General features: G+C 57.7%; 15 protein-coding genes. 6 read left to right on the top strand and 9 right to left on the bottom strand.

Annotated elements, in window-relative coordinates; genetic code table 11:
- The first annotated feature begins 7 nt into the window (after window positions 1-7).
- Window positions 8-901: a LysR family transcriptional regulator gene (locus ACR0NW_RS13935; protein ID WP_480450788.1), complete on the top strand. Its 894-nt coding sequence runs from the start codon at window positions 8-10 to the stop codon at window positions 899-901.
- Window positions 902-907: 6 nt separating this feature from the next.
- Here the strand turns inward: ACR0NW_RS13935 and ACR0NW_RS13940 are convergent, their stop codons facing one another.
- Window positions 908-1,435: a redoxin domain-containing protein gene (locus ACR0NW_RS13940; protein ID WP_480450790.1), complete on the bottom strand. Its 528-nt coding sequence runs from the start codon at window positions 1,433-1,435 to the stop codon at window positions 908-910.
- 91 nt (window positions 1,436-1,526) lie between these two features.
- Here ACR0NW_RS13940 and leuB point away from each other — a divergent pair, with 91 nt between their 5' ends.
- On the top strand, window positions 1,527-2,630 hold the full coding sequence (leuB, locus tag ACR0NW_RS13945) for a 3-isopropylmalate dehydrogenase (RefSeq protein WP_480450792.1): 1,104 nt from the start codon (window positions 1,527-1,529) through the stop codon (window positions 2,628-2,630).
- A gap of 60 nt (window positions 2,631-2,690) precedes the next feature.
- Here the strand turns inward: leuB and ACR0NW_RS13950 are convergent, their stop codons facing one another.
- Together ACR0NW_RS13950 and ACR0NW_RS13955 are read right to left on the bottom strand one after the other, a co-directional pair.
- Entirely contained in the window at window positions 2,691-3,500 is an 810-nt protein-coding gene (locus ACR0NW_RS13950; RefSeq protein WP_480450794.1) for a hypothetical protein, read from the bottom strand.
- A gap of 203 nt (window positions 3,501-3,703) precedes the next feature.
- Window positions 3,704-5,896 (bottom strand): transglycosylase domain-containing protein, encoded by a 2,193-nt coding sequence (locus ACR0NW_RS13955; protein ID WP_480450796.1) that lies wholly within the window; start codon window positions 5,894-5,896, stop codon window positions 3,704-3,706.
- 258 nt (window positions 5,897-6,154) lie between these two features.
- On the opposite strand from ACR0NW_RS13955, the gene ACR0NW_RS13960 reads away from it, so the two are divergent.
- Together ACR0NW_RS13960 and ACR0NW_RS13965 are read left to right on the top strand one after the other, a co-directional pair.
- Window positions 6,155-6,493 carry a P-II family nitrogen regulator gene (locus tag ACR0NW_RS13960; protein ID WP_170653688.1) on the top strand — a complete coding sequence of 113 codons (339 nt, stop codon included), beginning with the start codon at window positions 6,155-6,157 and terminating at the stop codon, window positions 6,491-6,493.
- A gap of 34 nt (window positions 6,494-6,527) precedes the next feature.
- Window positions 6,528-7,841: an ammonium transporter gene (locus ACR0NW_RS13965; RefSeq protein ID WP_170653686.1), complete on the top strand. Its 1,314-nt coding sequence runs from the start codon at window positions 6,528-6,530 to the stop codon at window positions 7,839-7,841.
- A gap of 128 nt (window positions 7,842-7,969) precedes the next feature.
- Here ACR0NW_RS13965 and ACR0NW_RS13970 read toward each other — a convergent pair whose 3' ends face one another.
- The 5 genes from ACR0NW_RS13970 to ACR0NW_RS13990 form a co-directional block, all read right to left on the bottom strand.
- On the bottom strand, window positions 7,970-9,154 hold the full coding sequence (locus tag ACR0NW_RS13970) for an amino acid aminotransferase (protein WP_480450798.1): 1,185 nt from the start codon (window positions 9,152-9,154) through the stop codon (window positions 7,970-7,972).
- Window positions 9,154-10,008: a 3-mercaptopyruvate sulfurtransferase gene (gene sseA, locus ACR0NW_RS13975; protein ID WP_480450799.1), complete on the bottom strand. Its 855-nt coding sequence runs from the start codon at window positions 10,006-10,008 to the stop codon at window positions 9,154-9,156. Before sseA ends, ACR0NW_RS13970 begins: the two co-directional genes overlap by 1 nt.
- A gap of 69 nt (window positions 10,009-10,077) precedes the next feature.
- Window positions 10,078-11,223, bottom strand: coding sequence for a Hint domain-containing protein (locus tag ACR0NW_RS13980; protein WP_480450800.1), 1,146 nt, complete (start codon window positions 11,221-11,223; stop codon window positions 10,078-10,080).
- 123 nt (window positions 11,224-11,346) lie between these two features.
- Window positions 11,347-11,622, bottom strand: coding sequence for a CBU_0592 family membrane protein (locus tag ACR0NW_RS13985; protein ID WP_480450802.1), 276 nt, complete (start codon window positions 11,620-11,622; stop codon window positions 11,347-11,349).
- A gap of 39 nt (window positions 11,623-11,661) precedes the next feature.
- Window positions 11,662-12,219, bottom strand: coding sequence for a helix-turn-helix domain-containing protein (locus ACR0NW_RS13990; RefSeq protein ID WP_480450803.1), 558 nt, complete (start codon window positions 12,217-12,219; stop codon window positions 11,662-11,664).
- Between the two features lie 105 nt (window positions 12,220-12,324).
- On the opposite strand from ACR0NW_RS13990, the gene ilvD reads away from it, so the two are divergent.
- Window positions 12,325-14,157 carry a dihydroxy-acid dehydratase gene (gene ilvD, locus ACR0NW_RS13995; RefSeq protein ID WP_480450805.1) on the top strand — a complete coding sequence of 611 codons (1,833 nt, stop codon included), beginning with the start codon at window positions 12,325-12,327 and terminating at the stop codon, window positions 14,155-14,157.
- Window positions 14,158-14,255: 98 nt separating this feature from the next.
- On the opposite strand, the gene ACR0NW_RS14000 is transcribed toward ilvD, so the two are convergent.
- Window positions 14,256-15,074: a sulfotransferase family protein gene (locus ACR0NW_RS14000; RefSeq protein WP_480450806.1), complete on the bottom strand. Its 819-nt coding sequence runs from the start codon at window positions 15,072-15,074 to the stop codon at window positions 14,256-14,258.
- Between the two features lie 144 nt (window positions 15,075-15,218).
- Between ACR0NW_RS14000 and ACR0NW_RS14005 the strand changes: the two genes are divergently transcribed.
- A complete protein-coding gene (locus ACR0NW_RS14005) occupies window positions 15,219-16,796 on the top strand; it encodes a DUF5928 domain-containing protein (RefSeq protein ID WP_480450808.1) in 1,578 nt (525 codons plus the stop codon).
- Window positions 16,797-16,838 lie beyond the last annotated feature (42 nt).

Raw genomic sequence — 16,838 nt, forward strand, 5'->3', positions numbered from 1 at the left:
TTTCTGAATGAGTAACGCGCTGAAACTTTCCGACTGGTCCTTGATTCAAAGCTTTTTGGCTGTTGCAGAAACCGGGTCTCTGTCATCAGCAGCGCGTCGACTGCACTGCAGTCAGCCGACGGTGGGTCGTCAAATTCAATCTCTGGAAACGGATTTGGGAATAACCCTGTTCGAAAGACACGCCCGAGGACTGACGCTGAGCGATACTGGCATTCAGCTTTTGCCGATGGCCGAGCAGATGCGCACGGCAATGAACAGTTTTGAGATGACGGCTGCCGGACAGTCGCAGCAGCTTGAGGGGTCGGTTCGCATCACGGCATCGGTCTTTGCGTCGCATCACATGTTGCCACCCATTCTGGCCCGAATCCGTCAGGAAGAACCGGCGATCCAGTTGGAGCTTGTTCCGTCAGACACCAGTGAAAACCTTTTGTTCCGCGAAGCGGACATTGCCGTTCGGATGTATCGCCCGCGTCAGATGGACATCGTCACCCGATTTATTGGCGACGTACCGCTTTGTACCTGCGCCTCAGTTGCCTATCTGGACCGGGCTGGCAGACCGCAATCCCCCGAAGATCTGCTGCAGCACGATCTGGTCGGATATGATGCGAATGATCTGATCCTTGCGACCATGCGGCAACTGGGCTGGGAGGCTGATCGAGAGAGTTTTGCCACGCGCTGCGACAATCAAAGCGCCTATTGGCAACTCATTCGGGCCGGGTGCGGGATTGGTTTCGGCCAACTTCGCGTCGCTCTGGCCGACCCTGATATCGAGGTCCTGCCATTGGATCTGCACATTCCACCGCTTCCGGTCTGGCTGGCGGCACCACAGGCGATGCGCCAGACCCCGCGCATCCGCAGGGTCTGGGATTTGCTGGCCAACGGGTTGCTGGCCAGCATCTGAATTCCGTCACAGAGCGTCGGTGTAGGTCCCGCGCGGCGGATATTGATTATCCAGCGCGTATTTGATGCCACCCTTGATGTCAGCAATGGACGGGCGCCCGAATGGGGTCGATTGCGTCCATGCGAAATACAGGCTGCGATCAGGCGCAATATAGAAATGCCCTGGCTCGGCAAAGAACGGTGCCTCAGCGGTGCCTTCGCGCCCTTTGGACAGATAGAGCCCCCAGTCGTCACGCGCACCGGACAGCGGCAGGCTGTGCCCAACGCGCAGACGCTCGGTTCCGGCCTTACCCACCGTCTCGGCCGCGCGCTCCTCAGAATCAGTGCTCAGCATGATGACTTCGATTCCCAGCTCGGCGAACTCATCCAGCGCGGCCTCGACCTCGCCCATCTGGCGGATACAAATCGGACAATGAAGACCGCGGTATTGTATGACCAGCGTCCCGTTTTCGCCCTTGTCCCGGTCCAGATCAAAGGTTCCGTGCGCCAATGTCTCGATTTTCAGTTCGGGGACGGCATTTCCCGGTATCAGCATGTATTTTCCTCGTGTTTTGGCCGGATCGTCTCATTGACCCGTTGCGGCGCACACGCTAGGGCGATTGCAACGAAACGCAAGGAGACCCTTCATGTCCAACCCCTCGCTCCTCATCCTGCCCGGAGACGGAATTGGCCCGGAAGTTATGGCCGAAGTGCGCAAAATCATCGATTGGTTCGGTTCCAATCGCGGTCTTCAATTTGACGTGAGCGAGGATCTTGTGGGCGGCGCGGCCTACGACGCACACGGCAAACCGCTGTCGGACGAGACCATGGCCAAGGCGCAGGAGGCGGACGCCGTTCTGCTGGGCGCCGTGGGTGGCCCGAAATACGACGATCTGGATTTCAGCCTGAAACCCGAACGCGGTCTGCTGCGCCTGCGCAAAGAGATGGACCTGTATTCCAACCTGCGCCCGGCCCAGTGTTTTGACGCGCTGGCCGATTTCTCGTCACTGAAAAAGGACGTGGTCGCCGGCCTCGACATCATGATCGTGCGCGAGCTGACTTCGGGTGTCTATTTCGGAGAGCCGCGCGGCATCTTCGAGGAAGGTAACGAGCGTGTGGGCATCAACACCCAGCGCTATACTGAATCCGAGATCGAACGCGCCGCGCGCTCGGCCTTTGAACTCGCCATGCGTCGGAACAAAAAGGTCTGCTCGATGGAGAAGGCCAACGTCATGGAATCCGGCATCCTATGGCGCGAGGTCGTTGACCGAGTGGCCAAGGAATACCCCGAGGTCGAACTGACCCACATGTACGCTGACAACGGCGCGATGCAGCTGGTTCGCGCGCCCAAGCAGTTCGACGTGATCGTCACCGATAACCTGTTCGGCGATATCCTGTCGGACTGTGCCGCAATGCTTACCGGCTCGCTGGGTATGCTGCCGTCGGCATCCCTGGGTGCTCCGATGGCCAATGGCCGCCCCAAGGCGATGTACGAACCCGTACACGGCTCGGCACCGGACATCGCGGGTCAGGGCAAGGCCAACCCGATCGCCTGTATCCTCAGCTTCGCCATGGCTCTGCGCTACAGCTTTGATCAGGGCGCCGAGGCGGACCGTCTGGAAGCAGCCATCGAGAAAGTTCTGGCGGATGGTGTACGCACCGGCGATCTGCTGGCTGACGAAGGCGTTACCCCTGTTTCGACCACCGAAATGGGCGACGCGATTCTGGCAGCACTTGACGAAAGCCTCTGAACGAACTGACCGGCGGCCTTTGCCGCCGGTCCCCTTTCTGGCGCGTTCATTCGTTTGCCGTCAAAAGCTGAACGATATCGCCGCGTACAAACCGTTCTGATCCAGGTTATAGGCAAACGGACCTGTATCGGCATTGGTCGAATAGTCTATCCCGTAGAACTGATATCCGAACCTGACAGACGTCTTTTTCCACGCCTGCCAGTCAAAACCGGCCAGCACCAGATATTGAAGATCGTCGCCGTTGACCCCAAAGCCGCTCAGCTCTGCGCGCGCGGCAAAAGCCCAGTCGTCGTTTAGCTCGGTTGCATAGCGCAGCCCGATCATGGGCTCGACCCATTCCTCTGTCCCACCGAATGTTCTGCCGGGCCCGGGTCCGGTCAGGTCGATTTCCTGCTTCAGACGGTTCATTCGGATGCCTGCCGTGGCATCAACTGCATACCGCCGACCGGATGAGTTCACCCCATGGGCAAATCTGTACGCGCCCTGCAGACTGAGATAGGCCTGCCGCACATCCACATTCACCCCCACATTTGGCACGGGCAGTTCGCCATCCCCGCCAAGCCGGACGTAGTAGAGTTCAGAGATTATACCCCAATCGCCGTTCCAGCCTTCGTATCGCAGGGACAGTGCACCATCGAGCGCATCCAGAATATCGCTCAGGCTCAAATCCAGTTCCGTGGTGACTCCGCTGACCGTTGACGTGCCTTTTGTGGTAAGCGGCAGGAACAGATAGGGCGTGATTGAATGACGCCAGCCTTCGTCTTCAGCGTCTGAACGTGTCAGGGCCTGCGCCTGTGCCGTATTGCCCAAGGTGACAGCAAGAATACCGGCAACGACCGAACTCCAGATGCGGTTTGACACAAATTTCATTGTTCCCCCCTCAAGCCTTGCTTCAAAAGCGGTTGGCAGTTCCCGCATCGGACCGCAAAATCGGAATCCGGCCAAAGGGCCATGAACTGCGCCAAATCAATATATTCTGACATTCATAACATTCTTCGGATGACGTATCCACGATTCACTTACGTCGGGTCAAAACAAACCCGACCGTGTTGTTTTACAGCAAATCAATACGTTCAGTTGCGACCGAAGATGTCCCGCAACAGGTTGTCCACGGCCCTGCCAAACCCACCGCCGCCTTTCTTCTGCTGGCGCGGCTGTGCCGTCTTTACCGGGGGTTCGGGTGCCTGCGCAGGCAACGGGGTTGGCGTCATGCCTTCGGTGATGCGGATCATGGTCTCGCGCCAGATCTCGGCGGGCAGACCACCGCCGGTCACACCGGATAGTGGCGTGTTGTCATCATATCCCATCCAGACACCGGCAACGTAATCGGCGGTAAAACCGATGAACCACGCATCACGTGCCGCCTGCGTTGTGCCGGTCTTACCCGCCACCTGCCAGCCGGGCAACGCCGCACGGCTGCCTGTCCCCTGCGACACGACACGCTCCATCATCCAGGTCAGCTGCCTTGCGGCGTCCTCGCGAATGACACGCTCACCAATGCCCGAGGTTGTCACCATAACCGGGTCCACGTCCCCCAACAGCTTGAGTTCGGTCAACCCATAGGGTTCCACCGACGACCCGCCGTTGAGAATACCCGCATAGGCGCCTGTCATTTCGATCAGCGTGCTTTCGGACGCGCCCAGCGCCAGGGCCGGACCGGCCGCCAGATCGCTGTCGATGCCAAATTCGCTGGCAACGGTGCGTACATTGTCGAGCCCTGCCTTCTCGGCCACTTTCACTGCCGGTATGTTCAGCGAGTTTTTCAATGCGTCGGCCAGTGTAACGCGGCCATAGTACTTGTTGGTATAGTTCTTGGGGCACCACTGACCCGAACCGGGGATGTTGATGCAGTAAGGCTCATCCACCACCGTATCGAGCGGTGAATATCCAAGCTCCAACGCTGTGGCATATACAAATGGCTTGAAGGCGGACCCGGTCTGCCGCAAAGCCTGCGTTGCCCGGTTGAACGCACCTGACACTCGGGTCTTCCGCCCGCCAACCATGGCACGAACGGCGCCATCCGCGGACATCACCACGATGGCCGCCTGCGCCTTGGAGCCCGGACTGACCTTTTCCTGAAACACGAATTGCAGGGCCTCTTCGGCCGCCTGCTGCATCTGTTGATCCAGAGTTGTCCGGATAACCACATCTTCGGTCGTGTTGCGCGTAAAGAACTCGGGCCCGCTGGCCATGACCCAATCGGCAAAATACCCTCCCGCCCGTGCAGCAGCCGCCTCGGACAATTCGGCAGGATTGCTGCGCGCAGTACTGGCCTGCGCTGTGGACAAATAGCCCTGAGCTTCCATCAAACCGATAACAAGATTCGCCCGGTCCTGAGATCGTTGCAGGTTATTGGTGGGCGCATAACGCGAGGGGGCCACCAAAAGCCCCGCTAGCATCGCCGCCTCCGAAGGGTTCACCTCGGCAGCTGACTTGCCGAAATAACGCTGACTGGCAGCTTCGAATCCACGCGCACCAGCACCAAGGAACGCACGGTTCATATAGATCGTCAGGATCTGATCCTTGTCATACTTGACATCCATCGCCATCGCATAGACCGCTTCCTTGGCCTTGCGCCACAGCGATCCCTGTCGACAGTCGGATTCGTATGCCGCCTCGGATTCCCATTCACTGGGAACGTAGGGAACGCCCAGACACAGCAATTTTGCGGTTTGCTGCGTAATGGTCGAACCGCCATGGCCGGACAGCGGGCCGCGCCCCTCGCTCAGGTTGATGCGGACGGCGCTGGCGACACCGCGGGGGCTTACGCCGAAATGACGGTAGAACCGCTTATCCTCGGTCGCGATCACCGCATTCTTCAGGTGTTTCGAAACAGTATCCGCCGTGATGACACCGCCAAACTGATCACCACGCCAGGCAAAAACGTTCCCTTCCCGATCAAGCAATGTCACCGAGCCGCGCGCGCGACCGTCCAGCAAGGTGTCGGCCTCGGGTAGTGTCGTATAAACCAACCCCACAGCCAGAGCGAGCAACAGCGCCGCTATGGCGCCGATGCGCCATGTCAGCCCCCAGATCAGGCGGAATATCCAACGGAAAATGCGGCGGAAGAATCCTCCGATGCCTCCGCCACCAGATTTACGACGGGTGGTTTTGCGGGCCGCTTTCCGGGTAGTCGCGGACTTTTTGGGCGCCGCCTTCTTTCCCGCAGGTTTGCTGCTGCGTTTGGCAGACGTCTTCTTTCCGCCCGCCGACGGGTATCTTTTCTCCGCGACCAGTCGCGGCTTGCGGCGTTTGGACTCAGCCATGCTCAAACTCTGCCCGTTCTTTGCTTTTGGCGCACCATACCCCGGCACGCCGTACATGTTGAGGTGTGAAATTCCGGTATTTCCCCTCATTTCTTTGCCTCAATTTTAGGCAATACCGCCTATTTGTGCAAAAATTGTGCAAACTAGTGGGATTTTCCCCTGCGTGACTCTCTCCAACCCGTTTCTTTGACGCGCCAGCCGCGCTTTTTTCTGCAGGTGCAAAAGAACCGGCCTGCCCGGAAAGCAGAGGGGAAAGACGTGAAGCTGATTATTGCGACAATCAAACCATTCAAGCTGGAAGAGGTACGCGAAGCGCTGACCGAAGCAGGCGTGCGCGGCATGATGGTGACCGAAATTAAGGGCTTCGGCTCACAGTCGGGCCACACAGAAATTTACCGGGGTGCTGAATACGCCGTGAATTTCGTGCCCAAGATCAAGCTGGAAATCGTCGTGCCCGCCGCGATGACCGACCAGATCGTCGAAACCATCACCAAAACCGCCAAAACCGGCAAGATCGGCGACGGCAAGGTTTTCGTCCTCGATGTCGAGCAGGCCCTGCGCGTGCGGACCGGGGAAACGAACGAAGAGGCGCTGTAAGGCGCCCCCATTCACTATCATTCGAGGACTGACAATGAACCTGAAGAAATCTCTCATCCCTGCTGCCGCGATTATTGCGCTGCCGCAGATGGGTCTTGCACAAGAGGCCGCCGCTGGCGAAGCCGCATTGCACACCCAGTATATCTTTACCACGCTGCTGTTCCTGATGGCGGGTTTCCTCGTCTTCTTCATGGCGGCAGGCTTTGCCATGCTGGAAGGCGGCTTGGTGCGCTCTAAGAACGTCGCCATGCAGATGATCAAGAACGTAGCGCTGTTTTCCATTGCCGCAATCATGTACTGGCTGGTTGGCTTCAACACGATGTATCCGGGCGACTTCAATGGTATCTTTGCCATTGGTGGCCCGACCGTGCTTGATGCAGTGGGTGTTGCGCCCGCAGACGCCGCGCTGGATTACGCGTCGATCGGTTCGGACTTCTTCTTCCAGCTGGTCTTTGTGGCGGCAACCGCGTCCATCGTGTCCGGTGCCGTGGCCGAACGTATCAAACTGTGGCCCTTCCTGATCTTCGTCGTCGTCCTGACCGGTATCATGTATCCGATTTCGGGTTCGTGGAAATGGGGCGGCGGCTGGCTGGACGGCATGGGCTTTTCCGACTTCGCCGGTTCGACCGTTGTACACTCGGTCGGTGGCTGGGCTGCTCTGGCAGGCGTCATCGTCCTTGGCCCGCGTATCGGCAAGTACACCAAAGAGGGCAAAGTACACCCAATGCCCGGTTCGAACCTGGCACTGGCAACTCTGGGTACGTTCATCCTGTGGCTGGGCTGGTTCGGCTTCAACGGTGGCTCGCAACTGGCGATGGGCACCGTGGGTGATGTATCGGACGTCTCGCGCATCTTTGCCAACACCAACATGGCCGCAGCTTCGGGTGCCGTCGCAGCCCTGATCCTGACCCAACTTCTGTACAAGAAGCCTGACCTTACCATGGTCCTGAACGGCGCGCTGGCCGGTCTGGTTTCGATCACTGCCGAACCTCTCGCACCAACCCTGTTCGGTGCGCTGTGGATCGGTGCTGTGGGCGGTATCATCGTGGTCTTCGCGGTTCCGATGCTGGACAAGTTCAAGATCGACGACGTTGTTGGTGCGATCCCGGTTCACCTGTTCGCGGGCATCTGGGGCACCATCGCCGTGATCTTCTACGGCGAAGCAAACCTGATCACACAGCTGACCGGCATCATCGCATACGGTGTCTTCACCTTTGTCGGCGCTCTGGTTCTGTGGATCATCCTGAAAGCCACCTTAGGCATCCGTGTTAGCGAAGAGGACGAAATCAACGGCCTCGACATGGCAGAACTGGGTATGGAAGCCTACCCCGAGTTCTCCAAGGGCTAAGTCCTGAGTTAACCACTCGAAGGCCGGGCGTTCGCGCCCGGCTTTTTCTTCTGGGCAGGTTCTTTTGGAAAGGGTCACAAAAAAGCCGCGCTGTGCTGCGCGGCTTTTGTCATTCGCAGATGGCTGGCTCAGACGCCGGCGTCAATAATCGCCTTGGCCAGAATCGGCACAGTCGTCTCATTCAATCCGGCAATGTTCAGGCGGCTGTCGCCGACCATGTAAATGCCGTAATCATTGCGCAGCTTCTCGACCAGTTCGGGCGACGCGCCCAAACGCGAGAACATGCCCCGGTGCTCCGCGATGAAACCGAAACGGTCCGATCCGCTCAGGCGCTGCAGTTCGTCAGCCAGTTGCTGACGCAGCTCCAGCATCGAAAGGCGGACCTCCTCCAGCTCTGCCTCCCAATCTGCCCGCAGTTCGGGATCGTTAAGAATTGTCGTGACAACCCGCGCACCGTGATCGGGGGGGAACGAATAGTTCTGGCGGTTCAGAAACGCCAGATTGCTTTGGTTCAGCCCGGTATCTGCCCCGCCATTGCTGACGACCATCAACAAACCAGTCCGCTCACGGTAAACACCAAAATTCTTGGAGCACGACGCCGCGATGACACAATGCTTGACCGACGATGCAACCAGTCGGGTCGCCTGCGCGTCCTCTTCCAGACCGTCACCAAAGCCCTGATATGCAATATCGATCATGGCAACCAGATCGCGCTCGTTGATCAGGGCCACGACCTCTTGCCATTGCACCAGATTAAGGTTCGCGCCAGTTGGGTTATGACAACAGCCATGCAGCAGGACGACATCTCCGGCTTCGGCGGCTTTCAGATCCTCGATCATACCAGCAAAATCGACACCGCGGGTCTCGCTGTCGAAATACCGATACTGAACCGTTTCAATCCCCAGATAGTTCAGGATCGACAAATGGTTCGGCCAGGTCGGGTTTGACACGAAAACACGGGCCTTCGGATTCGCCATGCGAATAAGCTCAAAGGCCTGACGACATGCCCCTGTGCCACCAGGTGTTGCTACGGCCGCAATGTTTTCGCGCGGCACTGCGTTACCCAGAATCAGCCCAATCATCGCATCGGCAAAGGCCGGATCACCTGCAAGCCCGGTATAGGCCTTGCTTTCCTGTTCCTCCAGAATGCGTTTCTCGGCCGCCTTGACCGCACGCATGACAGGGGTCACCCCTTCGGCATTCTTGTAGACGCCCACACCCAGATCAATCTTTTGATCGCGCGGGTCGTCTCGGTACATCTGCATAAGCGCCAGAATATTGTCGGCTGGCTGCGCCTTCAGGTTTTCGAACATCAGGTTTCTCCGGTTGCGACGGGCAGGGTTGGGAAGGCACCCCATTCAGCCCAGGAGCCGTCGTAAAGTGAATGATCTTTCTTGCCCAAACGCTCAAGTGCAAGGCTGAGGATCGCGGCGGTCACGCCGGAACCACACGAGGTGATCGCAGGTTTGGACAGGTCAACGCCCGCCGCCTCGAACACTGCGCGGCATTCCTCGGGCGATTTCATCGTGCCATCTTTGTTCAGCAATGCACCAAAGGGCACGTTCCGCGAACCCGGAATATGGCCCGAGCGCAGGCCTTCGCGCGGTTCGGCTTCGCTACCAGCGAACCGACCCGCCGAACGGGCGTCGATAATTTCATGATCGGCCAGCTTGGCGGCGGCAGACACCTGCGTGACGTCGCGCACAAGATGGTTCTGAACCCGCACGGTCATGTGGCGGTCGCGAATGACCGGCGGCAGATCTTCGATTTCACGCTCTTCAGCCTGCCATTTGGGCAGCCCACCGTCCAGAACGGCCACATTCTCTTGCCCCATAAGGCGAAACAGCCACCAGACCCGCGCGGCCGACATCAGCCCGGCGCCATCGTACACCACGACCTGATGGCCATCGCCGACGCCCATTGCGCGCAGACGGGACATAAACTTTTCCACTGGCGGTGCCATGTGCGGCAGGTCCGAGCGGTGATCGGAAATCTCGTCGATATCAAAGAAACGTGCGCCGGGGATATGTGCGGCCTCGTACTCGGCCCTGGCGTCGCGCTCTTGCTGCGGCAGATACCACGACCCATCCAGAACCCTCAGGTCCGGGTCCTTGATATGAGCGGCAAGCCATTCAGTGGAAACAAGGGTTTTCGGATCGTCCTGCATCAAAGCCTCCCCTACGCACACATTGGTGTCCCTATACTGCCGGGAAATGTGACGCAAGATACAGGATATTCACAGGCCGCTATTGCCGCGCCCAACACGCTGCCGCGACGTGTAAGAGACGGCAGCAGGTTGCAGGTCCTTGCCGTTCTTTTGCATTCGTTCCAGAAGGTGCCGCAAGCGGCGCCCCTGCGCAATCTGGCGACACGGGGTTGCGGCCATCGAAACCGACGGCAGATTTCCGGCCAGACTCCAAAGCGATCCATCAAGCAGCCCGGCGGTGGACTGATCCGCAATCAGCAGGCTTTCAACCAGCGCGCCATTGACATCGATGATTTCATGCCGGTCGAACAGCAGGTGGACATAGATTACGCCATCTGGGCACTTCGCTGCAGTGATACCGTCAATGGCATCCAGCTTTTTCGCCGCAGCAAGAACTTCTTCGCTGCCAAACATGCGTTGCGCTACTGCGGATCGGATCAGAACCCTGTGCTGCGGCGAAAGATGCAGGTCTGTTCTGGGCACGCCCTCTGACAGTGCACCCTGCCCCAAGCGAACCGGGCGCTGCAGGGGCTGATTGCTGAGCTCCTGAGCTGTTACCCGTCTCAGGCCCACCCAACGAAGCGGCTGATAGCCGTGGTCCAGTGTCCAGACCAGATCGCCCGCCGCAAGTTGTGTTGGGCAAACCGGACCTTTGGACGTGCGAACCGCGCTTCCAGCTGTCAGGCACAATACGGCATCCCCGGGCGTTGCGGGCCCGATCGTCTGATTGCCGAAGATGTCCCATTGATAGCTTTCACCCGGTGAAAGCGCACGATGGTCCAGAAATGGGTCCGACGCTACACCATTGGCTGCACCTTCTGTTGCAGTGATCGCGCCCTGCCTGTCAGAGCTGAAAAACGAGATGACATTGCCCGATGATGTATCGGTCAACGCAACGCCGCTGGCCTCGTTCGCATTGCTGGGTCCGTTTCTCAGACCCAGTGGAATGACATAGACGGTGAATCCGGGATTATCCGGATCAGGTGTGCCGGTCAGGCTGGACAGCGTAACCTCGCCCCCCGGAATACCGGCAGAGGTGTGCAGGGTTCCGTCGTTACGATAGGCACTGACGACAAAATCGGCTGGGTTGTCTCCGGGGCCAAGAATGATTTCGATGGTTTCGCCGTTTGGTGCGCCACCGCCGCCGCGAAAATCGATTTCCGAGATGAATGCCATGTTCCGGTACCCGGCCGCCTTGTCTGAATCTAACGCTAGGGCTCGCTTGCGCTATCACCAGCCACGGAACGCCACATGCTCTCTAAACTAAATCCGAAGGGTATGAATATTGCGTTTCGTTTCCTAACGCAAACCACCCCGGCGCAGGCGTATATGTTGAACGATGCCAACCAGACTGATCGCAATCCAGAAACTCTCGATCAGCATCGAGGCGAGATTGAAGTTCTGTAAAAGTGAATAGACGATCAGGACCGACCCCAGCATGTTGACCACCGGAAAAGCCAGATCTTCGGAATTCACCCAGCGCATCTGAGTGGCGAAATACGCCGCAACCACCATAAGTGCCCCAAATGAACCGACAGCATCCGCCAGCGTCAGGGTGTCAAAAAATGCCGTCATGTTCTGCCTCCGAAAAGCGATGTTCCAATACTGATGGCATCAGACGATCGCCGCGCCCTGCTGCGCATAGTGATGCATGTTGAGAAATGCTGCGCCTGCCCCGCCAGCGCGGTAGCCATGTGGCAGATCGGCGGCAAAACGCAACCCCTGCCCGGCCTGCAGCGTAATCCACTCTCCATCACGCAGCACATCCAGCGTGCCATCCAGTACAAAAACCTCTTCGGTCACGCCGGCTGCATGGGCGGGGGACTCGTGACACTGGTCCGCTGTCAAATCAACGTGAAACGTCTCGGCCCCAAGGGTTGGGTCGAAAGGGAAAACGATCTTTACCTTGATACTGCCGGGAAAGGTCACGGTGCGGAACACACCGGTATCTGCCGGGTCACGCAGTTCGGCGGAACCGATCAGCGCGCTCAGCGGTAATTGGAAACCCTTGGCGATCTTCCACAGCGTGGCGATGGTCGGGCTTGATTCGCCGCGCTCGATCTGGCCCAGCATCGCCTTGCTGACCCCGGTCATTTCAGCCACTTTCGACAGGCTCAGACCCGCTGCGGCGCGCACATCGCGTAGTCTGAGGGTAATATCGTCCGAATCCATGCTCATGCCCTGCAATATCGCTTGTACGTTATAACGCACATAGGGTAGCGTGCGCTATAACATACGCAACCCCTATCGCAGGGCGGGCAAAAGGGAAACAGCATCATGCCAATGTACCGATCCAGAACTTCCACACACGGCCGCAACATGGCCGGTGCCCGCGGGCTGTGGCGCGCCACCGGCATGACCGAGAGCGATTTTGGCAAGCCGATCATCGCAATCGTCAACTCGTTCACGCAGTTCGTTCCGGGCCACGTACACCTGAAGGATCTGGGCCAGATGGTCGCCCGCGAGGTCGAGGCCGCAGGCGGTGTCGCCAAAGAATTCAACACCATTGCGGTGGATGACGGTATCGCCATGGGTCATGATGGTATGCTGTATTCACTGCCTTCGCGCGAGGTGATTGCGGATTCCGTCGAATACATGGTCAACGCCCATTGCGCGGATGCCATGGTCTGTATCTCGAACTGTGACAAGATCACACCCGGAATGCTGATGGCGGCGATGCGCCTGAACATCCCTGCCATCTTTGTCTCAGGCGGGCCGATGGAGGCAGGCAAGATCGACATCGCCGATCTGGACGTCAAGAAGATCGACCTTGTCGATGCGATGGTCGCTGCCGCCGATGATCATTACACTGATGAGCAGGTTAAGCATATCGAGGAAAACGCCTGCCCGACTTGCGGGTCGTGCTCGGGCATGTTTACCGCCAACTCGATGAACTGTCTGGCCGAGGCACTGGGTCTGGCACTGCCGGGCAATGGCTCGACGCTGGCCACTCATGCCGACCGCAAGGACCTGTTCCTTGAAGCTGGACGCCGCATCGTCGAGATCACCAAACGCCACTATGAGCTGGACGAAAAAGGCTTCCTGCCGCGCGAGATCGCAACCTTCGAAGCGTTTGAAAACGCCATGAGCCTTGATATCGCCATGGGTGGCTCGACCAACACCGTGCTGCACCTGCTGGCCATCGCGCATGAAGGCGAGGTTCATTTCAACATGAGCGATATGGATCACCTGAGCCGCAAGGTGCCGTGTCTGTGCAAGGTCGCGCCAAATACTGAGAATGTCCACATGGAAGACGTCCACCGCGCGGGCGGCATCTTCTCGATTCTGGGCGAACTGAGCCGGGCGGGGCTGCTGCACGAAGATTGCAGCACGGTGCATTCGGCGACGATGGCTGAGGCGATTGCAAACTGGGATATCAAGATCGCCAACAACCCCAAGGCGCAGGAACTTTTCAAAGCCGCACCGGGCGGCGTTCGCACCACGCAGGCGTTCAGCCAGTCAAACCGATACAAGGAACTGGACACCGACCGCGAAAACGGCGTTATCCGGAACAAAGAGCACGCGTTCAGTCAGGATGGCGGACTGGCAGTGCTGTTCGGTAACATAGCCCGCGAAGGGTGCATCGTGAAAACCGCAGGCGTCGACCCGAACAGCCTGACCTTCACCGGCACCGCCTATGTCTGCGAAAGTCAGGATCAGGCGGTCAACGACATCCTGACCGGCAAGGTCGAGGCAGGTGATGTGGTCGTAATCCGCTACGAAGGTCCCCGCGGCGGGCCGGGCATGCAGGAAATGCTGTATCCGACCTCCTATCTGAAATCCAAAGGCCTGGGCAAAGCCTGCGCCCTGCTGACAGACGGACGGTTTTCGGGCGGCACCTCCGGGCTCTCGATCGGCCATGTCTCACCTGAGGCGGCCGAGGGCGGTGAGATCGGTTTGGTGCAACAGGGTGACAAGATCGAGATCGATATCCCCAACCGCACCATCCATCTGGCTGTGTCGGACGAGGAACTGGCGGCGCGGCGCGAAGAACAGGACGAAAAGGGATGGGTGCCCGCAGAGCCACGCAAACGCAAGGTGTCTACTGCGCTCAAGGCCTATGCCAAGCTGACAACCAGTGCGGCGAAAGGGGCCGTTCGACAGGTCTGATCAAGCCTGGGCCCGGCACCGCGCATTCTGCGGTGCCGGGCCCAATCGGAAGAGATGTCTCGTCACAGGCATTGGTGACGGATGCGGAACTTACCGCTTCAGTCACCCAATTTTGCGTGAATTTCGTCCAAGTCGATCTCACCTGTCGGCATCTTGTTGGCCGGGTTTTCAAAATCGTATTTGAACAGCTCGAAATCGCTTTTGTAGATTTCATAGACTAGATGCATCGACAGATCGTCAAAGTAATCCTCTACCGGATGCGCACGCTTCGGGCCGTGCCCCTCGGACTCGTTGAACCGCGGAATTTCAGACAGATTTATCAAGTTGGGTGTTTCAATATGGTTCAGGACGCCCTGCATTCCGTCATTGAACTTTTCGGTCCAGAAAATTTGGTCATACCGACCGCCATTGACGATAAAGGTTGATACATGCCCCGACATGGCCGACCAGTGAATGTCCGGGTCCATCGGGCGACGCCAGCGGATCGTGTCACGGGCAAACAGCAGAAAGCGCCGGAAACTCTTGATCTGGTCAAAATCACCCTGCCCGTCATCGCCGCCGACCTCGATCCCGTAGTTGTAGACCAGCGACGGTACAAGATTTCCGCGATAGCGACGGCCGTTGCGCTGGATACCGCAAATCTTGTCAAAGAATGAGCTTAGGATACGCGTATACGGGTTGCGAACACAGGTGAACGCATAAGAACGATGCGCACGGACATTGTTGGAAATCGGCCCCTGGCTCTGATCGAAGGCCCATTTATGCATGCCGTCTTTGGCATCGTGAATATCGCCGTCAAAGAACTGCCCGTGATCCGAAAAATACATGATCTGGCCGATGGTTGAACATGCGCATTTCGGCACGACGCGGTAAACCACGCTTTCGCTTTCCGTCATCCACGTGCCTGGAAATCCCATATGCCACCCCTCCTTCGCCCACCGAGTCTCAAACTGATCGGCCAGCTTTTGGGTTCAAAGAACCAAAAATATTCTGTTTATTCAATCGCTCATCCTCAGTATCAGGGGTGAAACCAGGCGGAAACCGGAAAAATCGTACCTATAATGGCAAGAATTGCGTATATTTTGCTGTGCCACAAAGGTCCTGATGCAATCATCGCACAGGCCGAACAGTTGACAGCAGCTGGCGACTGCATGGCGATCCATTTCGATGCCCGTGCCAGCGCGGTTGATTACAACCGCATTCGCAATGCGCTGAAAGACAACCCAAATGTCACATTCGCACGCAAACGCATCAAATGCGGCTGGGGGGCGTGGTCACTGGTTCAGGCCACGTTACACGCAATAGAAGCCGCGGTTGAGGCGTTCCCGCGCGCCACCCATTTCTACATGCTGTCTGGCGACTGCATGGCGATCAAGACGGCGGAATATACCCATCGCTTTCTGGATGAAAACGACGCTGATTTCATCGAAAGTCACGACTTTTTCGAAAGCGACTGGATCAAGACCGGAATGAAGGAAGACCGGCTGATCTATCGCCACTATTTCAACGAAAGAACGCAAGCCCGGCGATTTTACACATCTTACGAACTGCAAAAGAAATTCGGGCTGACCCGCGAAGTTCCGCATGACATGCAGATCATGATCGGTAGCCAATGGTGGTGCCTGCGCCGTCGGACCATCGAAATGATACTTGAGTTTCTGCGCAAGCGTCGGGACGTAAAGAGGTTCTTTTCGACGACGTGGATTCCGGACGAGACGTTCTTTCAAACGCTCGTGCGCCACTTCGTTCCCAAGGAAGAGATCGAGAACCGGACGCCCACATTCCTGATCTTCTCGGACTATGGCATGCCAGTCACATTCTGCAATGATCACTATGACATGCTTTTGGCCCAAGACTATCTGTTCGCCCGTAAAATCAGCCCGGAAGCGACAGAACTGAAAGAGCGTCTGGGAAATCTTTACGCCAGCAGTGGCGTGGAATTCCGCATCTCTAACGAGGGCCGGAACCTGTACAGCTTTCTGGCAGGTCGCGGCAGGGTCGGACGCCGGTTCGGACGCCGGTTCTGGGAGGTGGGCAGCACCACAGGACCCGAACGCCAGCTGTTTCTGGTTGTTTGCAAAAAGTGGCACGTCGCAAAGCGGCTTGTGCAACGGATCAGCGATGAAACGGATATCAAAAGCGTCCAGTATCTGTTCAACGAAGAGGACACATGGCTTCCTGATCTTGGGGGCATTCAGACCACGCTACAGAAACGCAACCGGCATCGCCGCGCCGTTGTTGGAATGTTGTTCGAACAATTCGATACCGACAGGCTGATCATATGTGTCGATCCCGCAAATCTGGATCTGATCCAGGATTTTTGTGCCGATCAGGCAAAGACGCATGTCATGGAAATCAGATGCCAGTATTCCGACGACTATCTGATTGGGCATGCCCATCGTGTCGGGTTGGCGGCACCCCACACTCCGGAAGCAACCATGAAACACTTGCTGCCGACAATCCGCAATGACCTTGCTTACGAATCTGATTGTATCCGCGATGCGGGTATCGACCAGCTCTGGCGGATTGCCGAGACGTCTTCCATGGATGAGAACGCACATAATATTGCTGAGTTTCTGTCCCTCTCGGAAGATCAGAGCAGAAAGATCATGCAGTTGGATTATCTGTTCACCGACTGAACGCAAACCGTCCAGCCCGATGTCAAACCGTGGTTCAGGACT

This window comes from Ruegeria sp. CF5 (assembly GCF_056537325.1).